Raw genomic sequence first — 19366 nt, forward strand, 5'->3', positions numbered from 1 at the left:
CCTTTAGTTTTGATTTGTATTATAAATTTGAGAACTAATACGCATTGAGCAGAAACGAGGTCCACACATAGAGCAATAGGGTGTATGTAAGTTTCTTTCTTCAGGTAAACTTTCATTGTGATGATTTTTTGCTGTTTGTGGATCTAACGCAAGATTGAATTGATCTTCCCAATGAAAATGAAATCTTGCATAAGACAAAGCATCATCCCAAGCTCTTGCTGCTGGATGACCTTTTGCTAAATCAGCTGCGTGTGCGGCAATTTTATATGCTATTAAACCTTGTTTTACGTCATCTTTGTTTGGTAAGCCTAAATGCTCTTTTGGTGTAACATAACATAACATGGCACAACCATACCAGCCTATTTGTGCAGCACCAATTGCACTTGTAATGTGATCATAGCCAGGGGCAAAATCTGTAGTCAGTGGTCCTAATGTATAAAAAGGAGCTTCGTGGCAATGTTTGAGTTGCATATCCATATTTTCTTGAATTAAATGCATTGGGATGTGGCCAGGTCCTTCAACCATCGTCTGCACATCAAATGACCAAGCTTGTTTAGTGAGCTCTCCCAAAGTTTTTAATTCTGCAAATTGTGCTTCGTCGTTAGCATCTGCTATTGAACCAGGGCGCAGTGCATCTCCTAATGAAAATGAAATGTCGTAATATCTCATAATTTCACATAATTCATTGAAATGGGTATATAAGAAATTTTCTTTATGATGTTTTGTCATCCATCTAGCCATAATTGCTCCGCCTCGAGAAACAATTCCTGTCATTCTATTTTTAGTTAAGGAAACATAGGGGAGTAATATTCCTGCGTGAATCGTAAAATAATCTACACCTTGCTCAGCTTGTTCAAGAATTGTTTCTTTAAATACTTCCCAGTTTAAATCTTCTACAATTCCTCCAACTTTTTCTAAAGCTTGATATAAAGGAACAGTACCAATAGGAACTGGTGAATTTCGTAAAATCCATTCTCTAGTTTCTTTAATATTTTTACCTGTTGAAAGATCCATTACTGTATCAGCACCCCAACGTAACGACCAAAGTAACTTTTCAATTTCTCCTTCTATAGAAGATTGAATAGCGGAATTTCCAATATTAGCATTTACTTTTGTATAAAAAGATCTTCCTATTATCATAGGTTCTAGTTCTGGATGATTGATATTCGCAGGAATAATTGCTCTACCTTTTGCTATTTCATCTCGTACAAATTCTGGAGTAATTTTTTTAGGTAAAGGTGAATTTGCTAAATTTTTATTTAATCTATTTTCTCTTTCCAAATTTTCTTCTCTTAAATGCAAATTTTGATTGGATTCACGAATTGCAACAAATTCCATTTCTTCAGTTATAATTCCTTTTTTTGCATAAGCCATTTGTGTAGAACATTGCTGCAAAGGTTTTCTATTTAATAACCATTGCTTTCTAATTGGTAAAAGACCTTCTGAAATATTAATGTTAATATCTTTGTCAGAGTAAGCTCCTGCTGAGTCATAAACAAATAAATGTTGTGGTTTATCTTTTTGTTTATTACCTGTTAAAGAAATTTCACGAAATGGAACTTTAACATCTGAAAATAAATTACTTCTTATATATTCTTTTTTACTTTGGGGTCTATCTTTAAAAAGATCATTAGTGTTAATATTTGCAAATAATTCCATACTAGGATTCCTCTAAAATAAAAAATATTTTGAAATCCAGCAGTAGTAATAGATTTTGAGTGAAAAAAATGTTTAATTAAAAAATTGAACGAGGACATATTCCATAAATAGGTGTGTGCATACATTATGGAATTTTGGAAAAATACGTGTGTTAACAATTCTTATCACTCTTCCTACGCTGGTATAATCCAGATCAGGTTCCAAGAGTCTAGCTCATAAAAGCAATCTCAGTCCGTAAAGGACTCCCCTGGTGATCTCCGATGCACGTATAACTGTTCCTTAGAAGGATGTCCAGATGCGAGAAAAAAATTTTACATTTAAACAATACAAGCGTTTATTAACAATTGCAGGTTCTGATTGTAGCGGAGGTGCAGGAATTCAAGCAGATCTAAAAACATTTCAAAACTTTGAATGCTATGGCATGAGCATTCTTACTGCATTAACAGCGCAAAATACTTTAGGTGTGAGATCAATATATGAAATTCCTCCTGAGTTTATTACTGAACAATTTCATTCAATTTTTAATGATATTGGAACAGATGCAATAAAAATTGGAATGCTTTTTTCAGAAGAAATTATTGAGAGTGTTGCTAAATGCCTTAAAAAATACAAATGTCTAAATGTTATTTTAGATCCAGTAATGTTATCAAAAAATAATTACGAATTAATTTCACCTAAAGCTATTGAAAGTATGAAAAAAAACTTATTTCCTATAGTAAATATTATTACCCCTAATATTCCAGAAGCTGAATATTTATTAGGTTATTCAATTTCAACAAAAAATGATATGGAAAAAGCAGGGGAAGATCTTTTAAGTTTTGGTATGCAAGCTGTGATAATCAAGGGGGGGCATTTTTCTTCAGAATTTTATAGTTCTGATTGTTTAGTTATGAAGGAAAAAAATGTAATTAAAAAGGTTTGGCTTGAAACAGAAAGAATTAAAAGTCAAAATACACATGGTACAGGTTGCACTTTTTCGGCCGCATTAGCTGTTCAATTAGCTAATGAAGCAAATATTGAAAAAGCGTTTATCTTTGCAAAAGAGTATATTTTTCAATGTATAAAAAAAGGCGCTTTATTCCAAATTGGCAATGGAATTGGACCAGTTTGTCATTTTTAATTATTGTTACTTAATTTGTGAGGAATTTATGAGTTTTATATTTAAACAATTTAAAGATGAAGTAAGTTCAACGTATACGTATTTGACCGGAGATAAAAATGAAGTTGCTATTATAGATTCTGTTCGTGAAAATGTAGATGAATATATTCAGTTTATCGAGAAAAATAACTTAATTCTTAAATATATTATAGAAACTCATGTTCACGCTGATCATATCACAGGAATTTATTTACTTCAAAAAAAATACCCAGCAGCGATTGCTGTCATAAGCAATAAAGCTGAGATTCAATATAAAGCTAAAAAAATGCAGGATAATGAAATAATAATGGTGGGAAATACATCAATAAAAATTATTCATACTCCGGGGCATACTAATGATTCTATGTCTTTATTAATTGATGAGAATAGATTGTGTACTGGAGATTGTTTATTTATAGGCTCATGCGGACGTACTGATTTTCAGCAAGGAAGTAATCAAGATATGTTTGATTCGTTAACTAAAATTAGCAAATTATCATTGGATACTTTACTTTATCCTGGACATGATTATAATAATAGGTTTGTATCAAATATAAGAGAAGAATTAATAAGTAATAAAGTTCTAAAGTTACTTCCAGATTTTTCAAAGTTTTGTGCAGAACTTAATTCTTGGAATCTACCCCCTCCTAAAAAAATAAAAGAGTCTGTTCCTGCAAACATAATTGGAGGATATTTGTAATTTTGAAATAAATTAAACAGAATAATATTAATATAAAAATTCATATTTAAAGTTAAAGGTATATTGAAAATTATTTAAAAATGTTAATTTTACGCTTTTTTTCTGGAATAAAATTTATATGATTTTGTTTTTGTCTATCTAGTAATTTGTTTGTTGTTCTTAGAACTAATCCCCTATCAGGAATTGGATTCCAATCTTTTAAGTAATTTAGATTAAAATATTTTTCATTTTTTTCTATTAATTTTGCTATTTTGTATTTATAAATAGTGTTATAAAGATTTTTATTTTCAACAAATATTTTTGGAAGAGAATAAATTACAATTTTTCTTTCTTGCTGAATTTCATAAAAAGTTTTTATTTCATAGATATTAGAATCAAAAAATGTACTCATTATTTTGTAGTTCCAAAGATAACTAGCAAATAATTTATTAAAAACTAAAAAAGTTAAATTTTTTCTTGCATCTGGATAATTTATAATAGTATCATAAAAACCTTTGTATGCTAAATTAGAATTCTTGGGAAGAGATATGGGGTCTTCTAATTTTATTTTTTTATTTAAATTGAAATCATCATTTATTTTTAATGCTTTACTTTCTTTTAATTCATCAAAAAGAAGTTTGATTATTTTTAACTTACTATTGTTAACATTAATTCCAAAAAACGTGTTTTCTAGTATATATCTATCAAAGTTAAATTGCATGTCTATTCCATGAATAGAGCCGCAAATAATAAATACCTTTTTATAATTTCTATTTGATAAAACCTGATTTATACTTACTGAAAAATCATTACTTTTTAGGATTCTTTTAGTCATTATGCTTCTTTTAGTGAATTCATCATCCCTATCATTTAAAACTTGGTTAAAATTTCGATTTGTATTAATAGATTTTTTATGTAACACGGCTTTTTTAGCGGTTTCAATTCTTTCTTTGAGATGATTTTCATGCTCTAATCCATGAATATTTATTCCAAAGTAATAAAATATCCATGAAAAAAATTGATGCGAAGAAATAATTTCAGGCAATTGATTTGGTTTGTTATAATATCTAGGTAAACCTTCTAAAAAAATACAATATTCACTGAAATCAATATTTTCATTTTTTGAAAAAAGATATGAAAAATAATCTATAAGTATATTAAAAGCAGGTGAACTTTCAGAATGATTTTCTCCTAGAATGATAATATCATTATTATTTACATAATGACAAAAATTTGTAAATGATAAATTTCTTTTGATATCAATATTTTTAGTCAAAATAGCCTCCAAAAGTATCATTTTATTTATATTAAAGTATTGAAATTTTCTAGGATTATTTTGCGGAAAAAAATATCAAATTTTATGTAACTATATAGTTGAATTTAGTAGAGACTTAATCTTTTAAGTTAATAGTTAATATAAACCTACTTCATTAATTTGGAAATACTTCGTTCATAATTGGCGCTTTTTTAATAACTCTTTCTCTATCTATCATAGTATGTAATAAAGTAACTGCAGCAGGGGTTATACCACTAATTCTTGAAGCTTGACCTAGAGTGCTAGGGTTATGCTTTTTCAATTTTTCAACAACTTCTCTAGATAATCCGCTTACGGAATGATAGTTGAATTCTTTAGGAATCCAAACATGATCAAAAGTTTTTAATTTATCACTTAAAACTTCTTCCCGTTTAATATAACCATCATATTTAACTTCTATTTCAAGGCATCTAAGTATTCTTAAATCAAAATTAGATACAAGACCTGCTTCTCTTAAGTTACGAATATTTGTTTCTGGACGCTTTAAATAAGCTTCTAAAGTAACATTATTAGATAATTCTGGTAGACCAAATTCTGCTAATTTAGAATTGAATTCAGGTGTGGGATTTAACCAAATATTTTTAATTCGTGTTTTTTCAAATTCAATTTTGTCAATTCTCTCTTTAAATTCAGCATAGATTGAATCAGAAATAAGCCCAAGTTCTTTTCCGTAATTTGTTAGACGTGCTTCTGCATTATCTTCTCTTAATTTTAATCTATTTTCAGCTCGGCTTGTGAACATACGGTATGGTTCGTTTGTGCCTAAAGTAGTAAGGTCATCTATCAAAACTCCAATATAGCTTTCTGCCCGACTTAGTATAAAAGGTTGTTTATTTTGTGCTTTTAACGCAGCATTAATACCAGCAATTAATCCTTGTGCAGCAGCTTCTTCATAGCCTGTCGTACCATTTAATTGTCCAGCAAAATACAAATTACTAATTTTTTTAGTCTCTAATGTAGGATGCAATTCAGTGGGTTGAACATAATCATATTCAATAGCATAACCAGGCTTCATAATGACAACATTTTCAAAACCACGAATGGTTTTCAAAAAAGCTTCCTGAACATGAATTGGAAGACTTGTACTGATTCCATTTGGATATATTTCATGTGTTTGATATCCTTCTGGCTCAATAAAAATTTGATGACTTAATCTATCTGGGAATTTAACTACTTTATCTTCAATACTTGGGCAATAACGTGGTCCAATGCCTGTAATAATTCCACTATATAGTGGAGATAAATGCATATGGTTTTTAATAACTTCATGAGTTTTTTCATTTGTGTGAGTAATGTAACAAGGTACTAATTCTTGCGGCATACTTTTAGTACGCATGCTAAATGGTACAAAATCAGGGTCGCTATCTTGTCTTTCTAGTTTGCTAAAATCAATAGAGCGCGCATCTAGTCTAGGAGTTGTACCAGTTTTCATTCTTCCAACTTGAAAACCATAGTTTTTTAGAGCTTCTGCAAGTTCTATACTGGCAGGTTCACCTGCTCTTCCTGCAGTAATTCTTCTTTCGCCGATGTGAATTAGCCCATTTAGAAAAGTTCCAGTTGTTAATACTACACAATTTGAATGGATAAGTTGGTCTAGATTTGTTTTTACACCTTGAACTTGATCGTTTTCAATAAGTAAAGACGCAACAGTATCTTGTAAAATATCAAGATTATCAGTATCTTCTAAGGTTTTGCGCATATAACTGCGGTATAAATCCATGTCTGCTTGTGCGCGGCTAGACCAAATAGCAGGACCTTTGCTTTTATTTAAAATACGAAATTGGATACCTGTTTTATCAATAGCAGCCCCCATTTCTCCACCTAACGCATCGATTTCTTTAACTAAATGACCTTTTGCTGTACCACCTATAGCGGGATTGCAAGACATTTGGCCAATGCGATCGATACTCATTGTTATGAGAAGTGTTTTTTGCTGCATACGGGCAGCTGCCAAAGCTGCTTCACAGCCAGCATGACCACCACCAACAACGACAACATCATATTTTAATGAACGCATTTTATGAACCTCTTACCAATCATTTGAATAGCTTGTTTCTTAAAAACAGGAAAATGCCTGAGCAGCTCCTTTTCTTACCCGTAAATCTGTTACCGTACAAGGGTTATTCAAAAGAGGGAAAAAGAAATAAAAAAGATTTAATCATATTGAGAAATAAAATAGAAAAAATGAAGAGTAAGAGGGATTGGAGAAATTAATCCATATATTACTTATACTTATCATACACCTTATTTACAAATCCTTCTTTTTTCATTTTATCAAGAGTGTCGTTTAATTTTTTAATTAAAGCAGCGTCAAAATCCTTGTTAAAAGCTGCGTACATTTCAGTCTTTTTGAATGTATAAAGTGGAACAACTTTTCCAGTCTTTTCAGTTTTGGCAATCCAAGGTCCGAGTTGTGAACCAGTGGCCCAAAGATCTATTCTACCAGCTTCAAGTTTTAATGCATTCTGCTTATCATTTGTTGCGAGCTGAAGATTTTTTCCTTTTTCAAACTTTTCTTTTAGTAAAAACTCAGAAGTTGCATCACCATTGTATCCTCCTACAGAATACTTTCTGGCATCATCTAAGCTATTAATTTTTATAGAGCTTCCTTTTTTTGCAAAAAATACCCAGTCATTAGAAACTAAGGGGCCAACCCATTTGAAAAGAGCTTCTCTTTCCGGTGTTCTTGTAGTTGAATAAACAACAGTATCTTTTTCTTCCATGCCCATTTTATATGAACGTGCCCAGGGGAAAAGTTCTAAGCTATATTCAATATTTTCTCTTTTTAACAGTTCTTTTAGAATATCAGTGGACATGCCAACTATTTTTCCACTTTCTTCCATATTGAATGGGGGATAGTTTTCTGTGACTAATTTAATTTTGGTTGCTGCAAAAGTCACAGAATTAATAACCAAAGCTAAAAGAAAACTTAGTGGATAAAAAACAAATTTAGATATCTTCATACCTGTCCTTTCTCTTACTTAAAATTCAGTTTCAACTATTCTATCATTTTTATTTTGAGAATCATGTATGAAAAAAAAATGACAGTTATTTATATTTCTAATATTTAAAACTACAAACTCTGTACTTTTCTTAAATTTAGATTAAAATACGCTTAAACTAAGAAAATTTACTTTTAAATTTATAAATTTATTGTAGCAAGGAATTGCAGTCTTCTAGCAAAGGAAAAATATGTATTTTTACCTTTTCAAATATTTACCAATTGTTCTTGCCTTGAGTGCTAATACTCTAGATATAGATTATTTTTTATTCATGTAATGATACCAAACGAATTGATGTTCCTGTAGAATTAGACGATTTTAGAGGTAAAACTAAAGTTTTTGCCTTTGCGAGTGAGCGAAATTGTTCTCAGATTGGTATATAGACAACGCCATTCACCTTTCTTCCATTCTCCATTACAAACTAATGTATTGCCAATATTAAAATTATGCTATAGGTGTGCTTTCACTTGAATTCTATCTCTAATTCTTCAAACAACTACAAAAGAATGTTACTCTATTCTCACTAAAACTGTTTTTGCAACAGAACCTATCAATCATTTAAAATTAAATGTCTCATTTCAGTACAAAGTGGATGATGTATTTAGATGAAGAAAAATATATATCTCAAGTTACCATTCCTGGCTCTCATGATAGTGCTGCCTTTTTTAAAAAAAGGTATTTTTGTTAAATGGATTACTATCAAAATCTATTCAAACGCAAATTGACATAATTAATTATGAAGAATTAAAAATTAAAAATCTAACAGAATTAAGCGAAAATAAAAAAATGTCGTTATTGAAAAGAAACTTTGAATTACAACTTCGAATTGGAATTAGATATTTTAATATTCGAATAGATTTTCCTACAAATGTTGAACCAACATTGACTCATGGAGCGTTTGATCTCTGAGGTTATTCAGATTTTTAAGGAATTTTTAAATGAATTTATATCTTTAAAATCGATAATCCTCTAGGTTTTAAAACGAAAGATAACCCATCAGTATTTGCTAAAAAATTTAGCGATTATAATCATCCTTTAGGTTGGGTCGAAGATAATGCTCAAAAAATCCTTAATGGAATATAAGAATATTTAACATTTGCAAATAATGCTTTAAAAGCTAATAATCATTTTATATTACTTCGACTAATGGAACAGGTGCTATAAATTTTAGTAAGACTTCTTTACAATTTGCTGAACAGCTTCCTCTATTGATTCATATTTATTTAACATCAATCCAAGATGAAGAAGGACCCTATGGTATTGTAGTATTTGATTTTGTTTTAGGAAAATTATTTTCCAATGAGATTACAACATTATTAATTAATTCAAATTTTAATAATAAAAAAGCTAGCAAAAGAAAATTACTTTTAGATGAAGATTATCAGGAAAATGAAAATCCACTGAAAAGGAAAAAATCCTCAGATGAGGATATTTTAGGAAAAAGTATTAAAACCTCACAAATCAGAGTAAATTATATCCAGAATATAAGATCTTTACCAATATTAAAAGAAAATAATTCAATACCCATGTTTGAACGCTCTATTTCAACAGGAAGCGATGAAGGTAGATTATATCGAAGTAAAAGTTATATTGAAAATATAACTCAAGTATCAAATTATACTGAAAAAATTGATATTTCTATTTTTCAAAAGGAGCACGATATTTAAATATTTTTTCCTTTAATATATTAATAGAACCACAAAAAGTAATATTTTTATCCGTCGTACTAAATGTTTTTGTAAGAAATAGATTATCATTTTTATAAATTTTAAGCTTAAAATAAAGTTCTATTGCAAAATAAAGTTACTTTACTCGCACTATTTTATTACTAGCAGTAAAATAAAATTCTGCGATTCATATTTATTGAAAAAAAAAGAAGCCAAGTTTAACTAATCAACAAAAGTCGTTTCGTCTAATATTTCTTTCGGCAGGTTAATGTTTTTAGCTTTAACTTCAGCTTTACTAAAAATAAATTTTCCTTCTTGTAAAAACAATGGATATATTGAATTAGGTAATTTTTTTGGATCATTTAGCAATTGTAAAGCAATTTCTGCAGCAGCTTTTCCTTGACCAGCACCAGTAAGCACCAAACCTCCAATAGCTTTTTCTTTTCCAACTGCAAAATCCCAAAATGCAAAAATTGGTTTTTTCGAGTTTTTTTCCGACCATTTAATTAATTGTTCATGATCAACATATTTTTTGTTTTCAAAAACTGAGTAATAAATACCAATTATTATTGCATCATATTCGTTATTAACTTTATTAATAATTTTTTTCCATTCACTATATTGATCAATAAGTGCAATATCATATGTAATATCTGATATTGAAATAGATTTTTGATTATTAAAGAAATCTTTATCTATAATTTGAGATGTTCTTGATTTATCAAATAATATTAGCATTTTTTTTGCATTGGGTAATATTTTTTTTATATAAGCGGCTGATCTTTTTATCAACGGTCTTTCAAGCACTCCTGTGACAAATTTAGGTTCTTGGGAAAAGTAAATTCTTGGATTATCATTTATTCCTAAATAAACAGTTCTTATTTGATGTTGTTCTAAAGGGGGACCAACATATTTCAAAGCAGGATCGTCACCAACAATAACTAAAGTAGGCTTAATTTTTTCTATTAATGCCCAAGCTTTGTTTCCCATAGATTCGTGTTCTGTTGGTGGAAGTACTTTAGTATTCATTTCAAAAAAAGTTAACTTGTACTCTTTTCCTAAAATTTTCTTTATCTCATTTGCATAGTCAACATCCCATTTTATATTTTGTGAATAACTTTCCACGATAACAATATCTTTATCACCAGCATAAGCTTTTATATTAATGAAGAAGAGAAAAAAAAGAATAAATAAAAATTTACGCATTCTTAATCCTTAATTAAGTTAAAAGTTTCATTTGCCCATAAATAAAAAGCATGACTCCATGCTAAGGGAACTATCCAAATAGGTTTACCTGTTATTGAATCAACTTGCTCTGGAAAAAAACCAGCTTCATTACAAAGTGCTATTGATTTTTTAAATATTTCTTCTGCTAATTCTTGCATAGAAGGCTGAAGTTTAGTTAATTCAGAAGCAGCAAGAGACATCCAAAAACCAGCTAAAACCCAACTATTGCCCCCCATATAATGATCATTTTCATATCTTAAGGTACCAGCTTTAGTAGTTAGTTTATCATAACAAAATTCGAAAATAGAAAATTTTATGTCATCTTCAATAGGAAAATCATGAAACGGAAATATACAAGATAACAAAGATATATCAGCCTGTAGATCTCTGTTGTTATGAGGATCTACAGTACGGGCAAACCTTTTTTGTTTAGAGACATAGAGATAGTGGTAACAAAAGTTTTTACATATTTTTAAAGATTGTTGAATTTGTTCTGCGAGTTCAGGGAGTAATAAAGTAGATCTGGCTAAGGCGGAATATGCTGCTGTGTGAGCATAAAAATGTAAGCCATAACATTCTTCCCACAAATCAAAGCTATTTTGTAAAGAACCTTTTTCGGAAAAATCATGAATTAATTTTTGAGTTCCTTTTTTAACTAATTCATGAAGTTGTGAATTATTTTCATATTTCAAATATTCTAAAGCAGCACATATTACAAGACCTAATTGATCAGCTTGCAACTCACACCAGCTAGGAGCTTTGTTTCCTTGGATATCATATCTTTGAAAATAGTCAGAATGATGATTTTGTATTTTTGCTAAAAATAAAAGAATATTTTTTGCTAATTCAAATTGTTTACACTTAATTAAAGATAACGCACAAAAAGCAGCATCCCTTGGCCATACAAATCCATAGCCACCGCTATGTTTAAAATCGGGATCACATTCTGGAGCTGCAATAATGCCACCGCTAATATGATCTGTTAATGATTTCAGGACATAAATAGAAATTGATTTAAGATAACTTCTTTTATCATTAAAGCTAAAATTTTTTAATTTTATATCAGTATTTCTTTTTAGCTTTTCAATAGTTTCGTTAACTTCTTTTTCTAAAGCATTATTATCGAAGTATAAGGAAAGTTTATATTCTAATTCTTCTTGGTTTTTCCCAAATCCATAAAAAATTGTTACTTTTCCTTCAAAAAAATTATCGTTTAATTTTGTAAAAATAAATGGTTGTGTACAAGCTGTTGCATAGACATTTCCCATTTCAATTCGGCGAAACTTATTGGGCTCTTGTAAGAAATGTTCTACAATTTCACCGAGTGTTGAAAAAGCACTACTTTGAATAGCTCTGACTGCTTGGAAGTGCGAATAAAAAGAACCATTGCAAGCACCTATTCCAACCCAAATATCTTTTGAATAGGCAAAAATCATATCTTCGCCTGTTTCTGTATACACCGATTGAAATCTTTTTTCTGAACAAATATTCCAAGAAGAAAGTAACCATAAATTAATTTTTGAACTACTCAACTCTTTTGGTACTATCAATTCCCATTTTTCAACAACAGATTCGTGCATAGCTAAAGTTTTTTTCTTAACTATTGCACCAAAAAATTTTGGATGTTTAACTTCCCAACTAGAAATGATAACTTTTTCATTTGGACAAAATTGAATTTGGAGCTGATCTCTTGCTGGATCTAGCCAAATACTTTCACCATTAATAGCAAATCCACAAATTGCAAATTCTAGATGAGAGTGTCTACTATCTTTAAATGGCCAAAAAAGACCTTTTAATTGGCCGTCTTCTCCAAGACAGGCAAGAAGTTTTTCTGAGGCTGTGATACTGGAGTAGTTTTCTCGCATACAGTAATCTCTCCCGCATCATTTCGCTGTTTATTTCTTTCAAAGCTTTTCGTATTGGATTGGAAAAGTTTGTTACATTTGCATTCTAAATCTTCTAATATATTTACATAATCAAGGTAGGCTTCATATGGACTGTCAAAAGGACTGAAGTATTTATGAACATCTCCATCATTCGACCATTTGATACACATGTAATAGAAGTGATCGCTTGTTAAAAGTTTTCTCCATTCTTCCAAAATTTGGGAATCATTAAGCCTATAAACAAGTGTTTTAAGTTTATAAGCTTTCTGAATTGCATCTTCTTGTATTCTGTTACCTAACCAAGCTGAAATATCTCTTTCTGTATCAGCCCAACTTAAAGGTCTATCAACACTCATAGGTGCTCTTGATTGAAATTTAGCAGAAACCTCAGAAACAGTTAAAAATTCAAATCTTTTATCCTGAGTCATATTTGAAATAAAGTGTTCTAAAAATTCAAATATTCCAGTTTCTGCCCATTGATGTTCACCAAATGTTTCATAATCCATAAATAAACCAACAAATTCATGACTACCATCAAGTAATTTTTCAAACCAATTTTTATATTTTTCAGATGTCAAAGGCCACTCAGCCCAAGCTCTATTAGAAAATCGAAAAGCAAGATCGTCAGAAAGTTTGTAACTTTTTGGGAGTAATTTTAAATTATGATTTTCTGGGTGATGAAAAACATGGTGCGGCCCCCAGCCAGCAGGAATAAATGGATCCCAACCTTCTAATAGACAAGTATTAAAACCAGAATTAGATACTAAATCTCCAATTCTATTGGAATAAATTAATTCTGTATTTCTAAAAGTAGTTGGTACTTTAGAAAATAGTTCAAATATTTTTTGTTTTTGTTTGTCTATTTGAGCATAAAATTCTTCTTCATCATATAATGAAGCTAAACTATGATGTGAAGTTTCGCAAATAATTTCAGTATTAGGTAGGCTTAAAATATCCTGATATAATTCAAGTAGTTTTTTATCATATAACTCACATTGTTCAAGAAATGTTCCTGACATAGAAAATGAAATTTTAAAATTTTCAGGAAAGTTTTTTAATAAAGAAGCAAATAATAATCCAGCAGGCCAATAGCATTTTTTTGCAACTTTATGAAAAATTTGTTCATTTGATTCAGAATTAAAATATGCTTTGTGTTTATTAATTTCTTTTATTCTGTAATGATTTATTCTAAAAGGCTGATGTATTTCAAAATAAAAGCAAATTGCAACCATTTAATATTCCTTTCAATTAATTTCTTTATAAGCTTCAAGCAATATTTTTGCAGAATTTAACCAAGTTCTATTATCTAGGTCTTTTAACGAATTTTCTATCATTTCAGATCTAACAGGTTGGTACTTTAGTAAACTAATTATTCTATCAGCAATTAAATCAGTATCCCAAAAATCAACTTTTAAAGCATGATTTAATACCTCTGAAACACCAGATTGTTTTGATATGACTACTGGAATATTTTGAGCAATTGCTTCAAGAGCGACTATTCCAAATGGCTCTGAAACACTTGGCATAATAAAAATATCTGAATCTTGGAGGGTTTTTTGAACACCTTGTGCATTTAAGAAACCTTCAAACTGAAAATGTTTATCTATGCCTAACTCCCAAGTTAGTTGTTTCATTGCTGGCAATAAGTCTCCAGTTCCTACTACTTTAAATATGACATTGGGATTGTGTTTTAAGACTTTTTCTGCAGCAAATACAAAGTAAGAAGGGCCTTTTTGAAAAGTAATTCTTCCAACAAAAGTAACTACAGATAATTTTGTATTTGGCTTTAAATGCAAGTTTTGTTCAGAAAAATTTACTAAACTAAGATGTTGACTATTACTCGCGTTATAAACTACCTTAATCTTATTTGCAGGAGTTTGAAATTTATCAACTATTAAATTTTTAGTAAATTCTGAAACTGTAATTACTAAATCAGATAATTGAATGCCAGTTTGTTCTATTTGTAAAATTTCTTTGTTATTTTCAACTTCACCTGAGCGATCTAATTCAGTTGAATGAATATGGACGACAAGAGGAATATTATATATTTCTTTGATCATTTTTGCAGCAGTAAATGACATCCAGTCATGTGCATGTATGACTTGATAATCAGGATCATTTTCTAAAATATTAATTGCAAGTATACCTAAAATATAACATTTTTCATTTATGGTACAATTAGCAGAAAAGTTAAATGTATTTTTTTCGTTGTTGAAATTGTGGCTAGATTTTCTTGACTTTATTTCTTGAATATAATTCTGGTACTCACTTAGTTTAATTTTTATTATGTTTTTTTCTTTTGTTGTAAGCTCTTTTTTGTTTATTGCGTAATTATAGTGTGAATTAAGGGTCTCAATAGATTTTTTTTCTATAATTTCTGATATTTCTTTGTATGTTTCATTAAGAGAATTTTCTAAATTTATTTGTTGTTCTATTTGGGAATAGTTTATATTATTAAATTCATCTTTTTTTTCAATATCAAAAGGGTTTTCTGGACTAACTATTGTTAGATTTTTTGTATGCAACTGATATGGATAATTTGGTAACACTAAAGTTACTTTATGCCCCATTGATATGAGTGCTTTAATTAAACCTTCAGTTGCAGTTCCTAAACCACCAGAAATTACGGGAGGATATTCCCAACCTAACATTAATATTTTCATAATTCACCACTAATTTTGTCTAAATAAGATATTTGCTTTTACCTTGCGACTAAATCCAAATCAAGATGTTCCGGAAATATTATAGGATTTGGACAAATTCTAATTGTATAAGTTCTTATTTCAGGATTCATAGTTTCTAAATCAATATTGTAAAGAAAATGCTGATTTTTAGGATCACTTTCTATACATTTTAATTTTAAGTCTTTATTATTATGAAATATATGAAAATTATCAGAATTTTCTAAAACTAAATTAACTTCTAACCAATTTTCAGGAAAAGGTGAAAATAGTTCTGCAATTAAAGTAACAGGTTCTCCAACAATAACTGTATCTGATGGTTTTAATTCAATTTTTGAAACAGCAACTTTTTTCCAATTATCTTTTAATAATTGCACATTATTTAAATGCTGCTTAAGAGACTCAATTTGGTCATTAGAATGAATTGACCATTTTTCATGGAATAATGATGCTGGTTTATAAGATTTTTTAATATAATCATTTAACATGCGGTGAGTGCTAAATTTTGGAGTCAAAATAGCAATTGATTTTTTCATTTTATCAATCCATTCAATTGGTATTTTACTACTGTAATATAATGGAGCAATCTCGTTCTCTAATTTATCATACAAACTTTCAGCATCTTTATCATCACGTTGAAATTCATCTTGAATTTCTTCTCTACTTCCAATGCTCCAACCTAATTCAGGTTCATATGCTTCGTCCCACCAACCATCTAAAATTGAAAAATTTAAACCACCATTTATTGCCACTTTTATGCCGCTAGTTCCAGAAGCTTCTAGAGGTCTTATAGGATTATTTAGCCAAATATCAACTCCTCGGACTAATTTTTGGGCGATATGCATATCATAATTTTCAAGAAAAATAATATTTGCTGATAAATTTTCTTTTTGAATTGATTGAACAACTTTTTGAATTATTTCTTTTCCTAAATGATCTGCAGGATGTGCTTTTCCTGAGATGATCAATTGGATAGGGCGTTCAGGATTTTGCAGAATCTTTTTTAGTCTAGTAATATTTCGGAAAATCAGGTGTCCTCTTTTGTAACTGGCAAATCTTCTCGCAAAGCCAATTGTTAAGTATTCACTAGAAAAATTGCAATTTGGAATGTTTGAAAGCAGTCTACTTTTTCTGTTCAAATGTACATTCCAAAGTTCTGTACTTGGAATATTTTCTACTCTTTTCCAAATAACCGGATCTGAAAGTTTAGCATCCCAACCTTTGCCTAAATAAAAGTCAAATAAATCTACTAATTCGTTACAAATCCAAGTTCGAATATGTACACCATTTGTAATGCCTTGGATTGGAACTTCATTTTCTAGCAAACTGGGCCAAAGTTGTTTCCAAATTTTTTTTGATATTTTTTTGTGAAGTTGGCTAACACCGTTACGATATCCGCTAGTTTTTAAAGCAAAAACAGGCATAGAAAATTCAGCAAAATTTTCTGGAAGCCTGCCTAACTGATAGAAGTCTTCATCTGGAATTCCATAAGTTTCTTTTATATTTCCAAGATATTTTGCAAGCAAAGGAATTGGAAAAGCATCATTACCTGCTGGGACAGGAGTATGAATAGTAAATACCTGTGTTCCTTTAGTTGCTAATAATGCTTCCTGCCAGGTGAGACCTTTTTGGGTAAATTGTGCCACTCTTTCTAAAGTTAAAAATGCTGAATGCCCTTCATTTAAATGATAAACGGCTGGATTAATATTTAATTTATTCAAAATTTTGATACCACCAATTCCAAGAACCAGTTCCTGTTGGATTCTAAGATCCTGTCCACCAGAATATAGTCTGGAAGTAATTTGTCTAAATTCAGGAGAGTTTTCTCTTATATTAGTATCAAGTAAATATAACGGAATTCTTCCAACATTTAGTTTCCAAATTTGTGCATAAACTTTCTGTTGATTAATTTGAATATCAATTAATAAAGGATTATTTGAAGATTCAGTAACAATTTGCATCGGTAAATAAAAAGGGTCATTGATATCATATTTTTCTGTTTGCCAACCATCTTTATTTAGGTTTTGGCGAAAATAACCTTCAGAATAAAATAGTCCTACTCCAACTAAAGGCAAGCATAAATCACTCGCTGTTTTTAAATGATCTCCTGATAATATTCCGAGTCCACCTGAGTAAAGCAAAATACTTTCATGCAAACCAAATTCCATTGAAAAATATGCAATTGTGTTTTTCTCATGAAAATCTTGGACTTTAGATACTCCATTTTCTAAGTATTCTTTAAATTCATTATAAACTTCATTTAAATGTTCTAAAAATCCATTGTCATCTTTCAAATTATCCCATGTTGCAGAGGGTAAAGTATTTAAAAGTTTTAAAGGACATGGGCCACTTAATTCATATTCTTGCGGATCTATTCTTCTAAATAAATTAATGGCATTACTATTCCAAGACCACCAGACATTCCTAGCAAGTTCCCAAAGAGCTTCTAGATTTTTAGGTAAAGAAGAACGTATATGTAGTTGTATAGTACGCATGAATATTCCCCTAAGTTTTTGTCCTCTGAATACTTGCTTGAATTTAGGAGAATTGCAACTCTGTTAATTTATTTTGTGGCCTAAAAAAATTCTTGTTAACCATAAATATGTCGATGGATTAAGGTTTTCCGCTTGTTTCCATTCTGTTACATTGGCTAAAATGGATTTGGCTATCATGAGGAAACTATGGTCTTTTTTTAAATTTTCATTTGTAGCTAGCACAATTATATCTTGAATTGTTTGTGGAGAATATTCTTTAGCTATTTTTTCACATAAATCGAGCACATTTTTTAATTCTGAAGCTTGCAAATTTTTGGTAGGTTTTTCGAAAAGTGATTTTGGAAGATTAGGAAAATAATTCTTAAAACTACTAATTAAATTTTTAATTAAATTAAAATCTTCAATATTAATTGTATTTAGAATATTATTTTGTGAAAAGTTATGAAAAGAAATAAAAACTTTTTGACAACGACTAGCAATAGTTGGAATGACTGTATTAATATTTTTGGTTGTTAAAATAAAAACTGTTTTTGCTTGCGGTTCTTCTAGTGCTTTAAGTAAAGCATTTGCAGAATTTAAATTCATTCTATCACAGTTTTCTATATAGATAACTCTTCTTTTTCCTTCAGATGGTTGGTATAAAATTAATTCTTTTATTTTACTTAAATCTTCAAGTCTTAAAATTTTTCTTGTTCTATCGGCAACAAAAATGTCATTATGATGCGCCGCTATTTCAAAAATATTTCCATCTTTTGTGTTTATTAATTCAATGCCAGCCAAATGCTTCAGCAACAAACGAAAATCATTTTCTGGTAATCCATGTGTTTCAAAATGTTTAGACACAAACAAAAAGGCATGATGTCTATAATAAATTGTGTTTTGAATAAACTCTTCAAACGAGATCATATAGAAATACCCAAGTGTTTTTCTAATGCATACTTGATTTGTGAATGTATTAGTTCTTTGCTTTGATTGGCATCAATTAATATTCGGTTTGGTACTTTGCCATTTGGGTACTGATACTGTTCTTGATAAATTTTTGTATATCCTTCTTTTATAATTTGGTGAATTTCTTTTTCTTGGGTATCCATTCTATCTGAGGCGCGTTTTTTTTCTTTTGCTATGCGCTGCAAGGCAACATCAAGGTCTGCAGTAAAAATAAAAGTGAGATCAGGGAGAAGATCTTCTAAAAAAATATGTGAAATTATATCAATTGTTTGTTTTGGAATTTTTCCTAATATGCTTTGATAAACATAAGTACTATCTAGAAAACGATCGCATAAAATTATTTTTTCTTCACAAAGTTCAGGACGAATGACCTTTGCAATATGTTGGGCGCGTGAAGCTGAAACTAATAAAAGCTCTGTTAAAGGAATTGGGGATTCTATACTAGGATCAACTTGTTTGAACAAAGAGCGTATTTGTTCAGCAAATGGAGTTCCTCCAGGTTCTCTAGTTAGAAGGCAATTTCTTCCTTGTTTTTTTAAGGCCTTATGTAGAAACTCTAATTGTGTAGTTTTTCCAACACCTTCTCCGCCTTCAAATACAATAAAAGCCATTTTTGTCAGTCCTAAATTTGTGCAATATGGTTTTTGCCATGGGTAAAAAACCCCTCAT

At 29.7% G+C, this 19366-nt stretch carries 15 protein-coding genes and 1 riboswitch; of the genes, 4 read left to right on the top strand and 11 right to left on the bottom strand.

Translation table 11 applies throughout. From position 1 onward, the window contains the following. Positions 1 to 3 precede the first annotated feature (3 nt). The gene (gene thiC / locus GOY08_RS14465; RefSeq protein WP_158999638.1) at positions 4 to 1659 is read right to left on the bottom strand and encodes a phosphomethylpyrimidine synthase ThiC; all 1656 of its coding nucleotides are present in this window, start codon (positions 1657 to 1659) and stop codon (positions 4 to 6) included. Positions 1660 to 1811: 152 nt separating this feature from the next. Then, a riboswitch (TPP riboswitch) is annotated at positions 1812 to 1918 on the bottom strand. Positions 1919 to 1954: 36 nt separating this feature from the next. On the opposite strand from thiC, the gene thiD reads away from it, so the two are divergent. Both thiD and GOY08_RS14475 read left to right on the top strand, forming a co-directional pair. Continuing rightward, positions 1955 to 2779, top strand: coding sequence for a bifunctional hydroxymethylpyrimidine kinase/phosphomethylpyrimidine kinase (gene thiD / locus GOY08_RS14470; protein ID WP_158999639.1), 825 nt, complete (start codon positions 1955 to 1957; stop codon positions 2777 to 2779). 28 nt (positions 2780 to 2807) lie between these two features. Then, a complete protein-coding gene (locus GOY08_RS14475) occupies positions 2808 to 3497 on the top strand; it encodes an MBL fold metallo-hydrolase (RefSeq protein ID WP_158999640.1) in 690 nt (229 codons plus the stop codon). Between the two features lie 70 nt (positions 3498 to 3567). Here the strand turns inward: GOY08_RS14475 and GOY08_RS14480 are convergent, their stop codons facing one another. The 3 genes from GOY08_RS14480 to GOY08_RS14490 form a co-directional block, all read right to left on the bottom strand. After that, complete coding sequence (locus tag GOY08_RS14480; RefSeq protein WP_158999641.1) at positions 3568 to 4752, bottom strand: hypothetical protein; 1185 nt, start codon at positions 4750 to 4752, stop codon at positions 3568 to 3570. A gap of 154 nt (positions 4753 to 4906) precedes the next feature. Continuing rightward, entirely contained in the window at positions 4907 to 6808 is a 1902-nt protein-coding gene (gene mnmG / locus GOY08_RS14485; protein ID WP_158999642.1) for a tRNA uridine-5-carboxymethylaminomethyl(34) synthesis enzyme MnmG, read from the bottom strand. A 205-nt stretch (positions 6809 to 7013) separates the two neighbouring features. Then, positions 7014 to 7754, bottom strand: a complete 741-nt coding sequence (locus GOY08_RS14490; RefSeq protein ID WP_158999643.1) for a substrate-binding periplasmic protein — start codon at positions 7752 to 7754, stop codon at positions 7014 to 7016. Positions 7755 to 8474: 720 nt separating this feature from the next. Here GOY08_RS14490 and GOY08_RS14495 point away from each other — a divergent pair. Further along, complete coding sequence (locus tag GOY08_RS14495) at positions 8475 to 8702, top strand: hypothetical protein (protein ID WP_158999644.1); 228 nt, start codon at positions 8475 to 8477, stop codon at positions 8700 to 8702. Between the two features lie 299 nt (positions 8703 to 9001). Continuing rightward, positions 9002 to 9460, top strand: a complete 459-nt coding sequence (locus GOY08_RS14500; RefSeq protein WP_158999645.1) for a hypothetical protein — start codon at positions 9002 to 9004, stop codon at positions 9458 to 9460. A gap of 222 nt (positions 9461 to 9682) precedes the next feature. Here GOY08_RS14500 and GOY08_RS14505 read toward each other — a convergent pair whose 3' ends face one another. The 7 genes from GOY08_RS14505 to tmk all read right to left on the bottom strand — a co-directional run bounded on the left by GOY08_RS14505 (position 9683) and on the right by tmk (position 19308). After that, positions 9683 to 10666: an ABC transporter substrate-binding protein gene (locus GOY08_RS14505; protein ID WP_158999646.1), complete on the bottom strand. Its 984-nt coding sequence runs from the start codon at positions 10664 to 10666 to the stop codon at positions 9683 to 9685. 2 nt (positions 10667 to 10668) lie between these two features. Continuing rightward, a complete protein-coding gene (locus GOY08_RS14510) occupies positions 10669 to 12552 on the bottom strand; it encodes a glycoside hydrolase family 15 protein (RefSeq protein ID WP_158999647.1) in 1884 nt (627 codons plus the stop codon). Beyond that, on the bottom strand, positions 12480 to 13805 hold the full coding sequence (locus GOY08_RS14515) for a glycoside hydrolase family 57 protein (protein ID WP_158999648.1): 1326 nt from the start codon (positions 13803 to 13805) through the stop codon (positions 12480 to 12482). Before GOY08_RS14515 ends, GOY08_RS14510 begins: the two co-directional genes overlap by 73 nt. 12 nt (positions 13806 to 13817) lie before the next feature. Further along, complete coding sequence (locus tag GOY08_RS14520; RefSeq protein ID WP_158999649.1) at positions 13818 to 15236, bottom strand: glycosyltransferase; 1419 nt, start codon at positions 15234 to 15236, stop codon at positions 13818 to 13820. 38 nt (positions 15237 to 15274) lie between these two features. Beyond that, positions 15275 to 17749, bottom strand: coding sequence for an alpha-glucan family phosphorylase (gene glgP, locus GOY08_RS14525; protein WP_158999650.1), 2475 nt, complete (start codon positions 17747 to 17749; stop codon positions 15275 to 15277). A gap of 63 nt (positions 17750 to 17812) precedes the next feature. Beyond that, entirely contained in the window at positions 17813 to 18655 is an 843-nt protein-coding gene (locus GOY08_RS14530) for an AAA family ATPase (protein WP_158999651.1), read from the bottom strand. Then, a complete protein-coding gene (gene tmk / locus GOY08_RS14535) occupies positions 18652 to 19308 on the bottom strand; it encodes a dTMP kinase (protein ID WP_158999652.1) in 657 nt (218 codons plus the stop codon). Before tmk ends, GOY08_RS14530 begins: the two co-directional genes overlap by 4 nt. Positions 19309 to 19366 lie beyond the last annotated feature (58 nt).

The organism is Pigmentibacter ruber, assembly GCF_009792895.1.
Taxonomy (GTDB): Bacteria; Bdellovibrionota_B; Oligoflexia; order Silvanigrellales; family Silvanigrellaceae; genus Silvanigrella; species Silvanigrella rubra.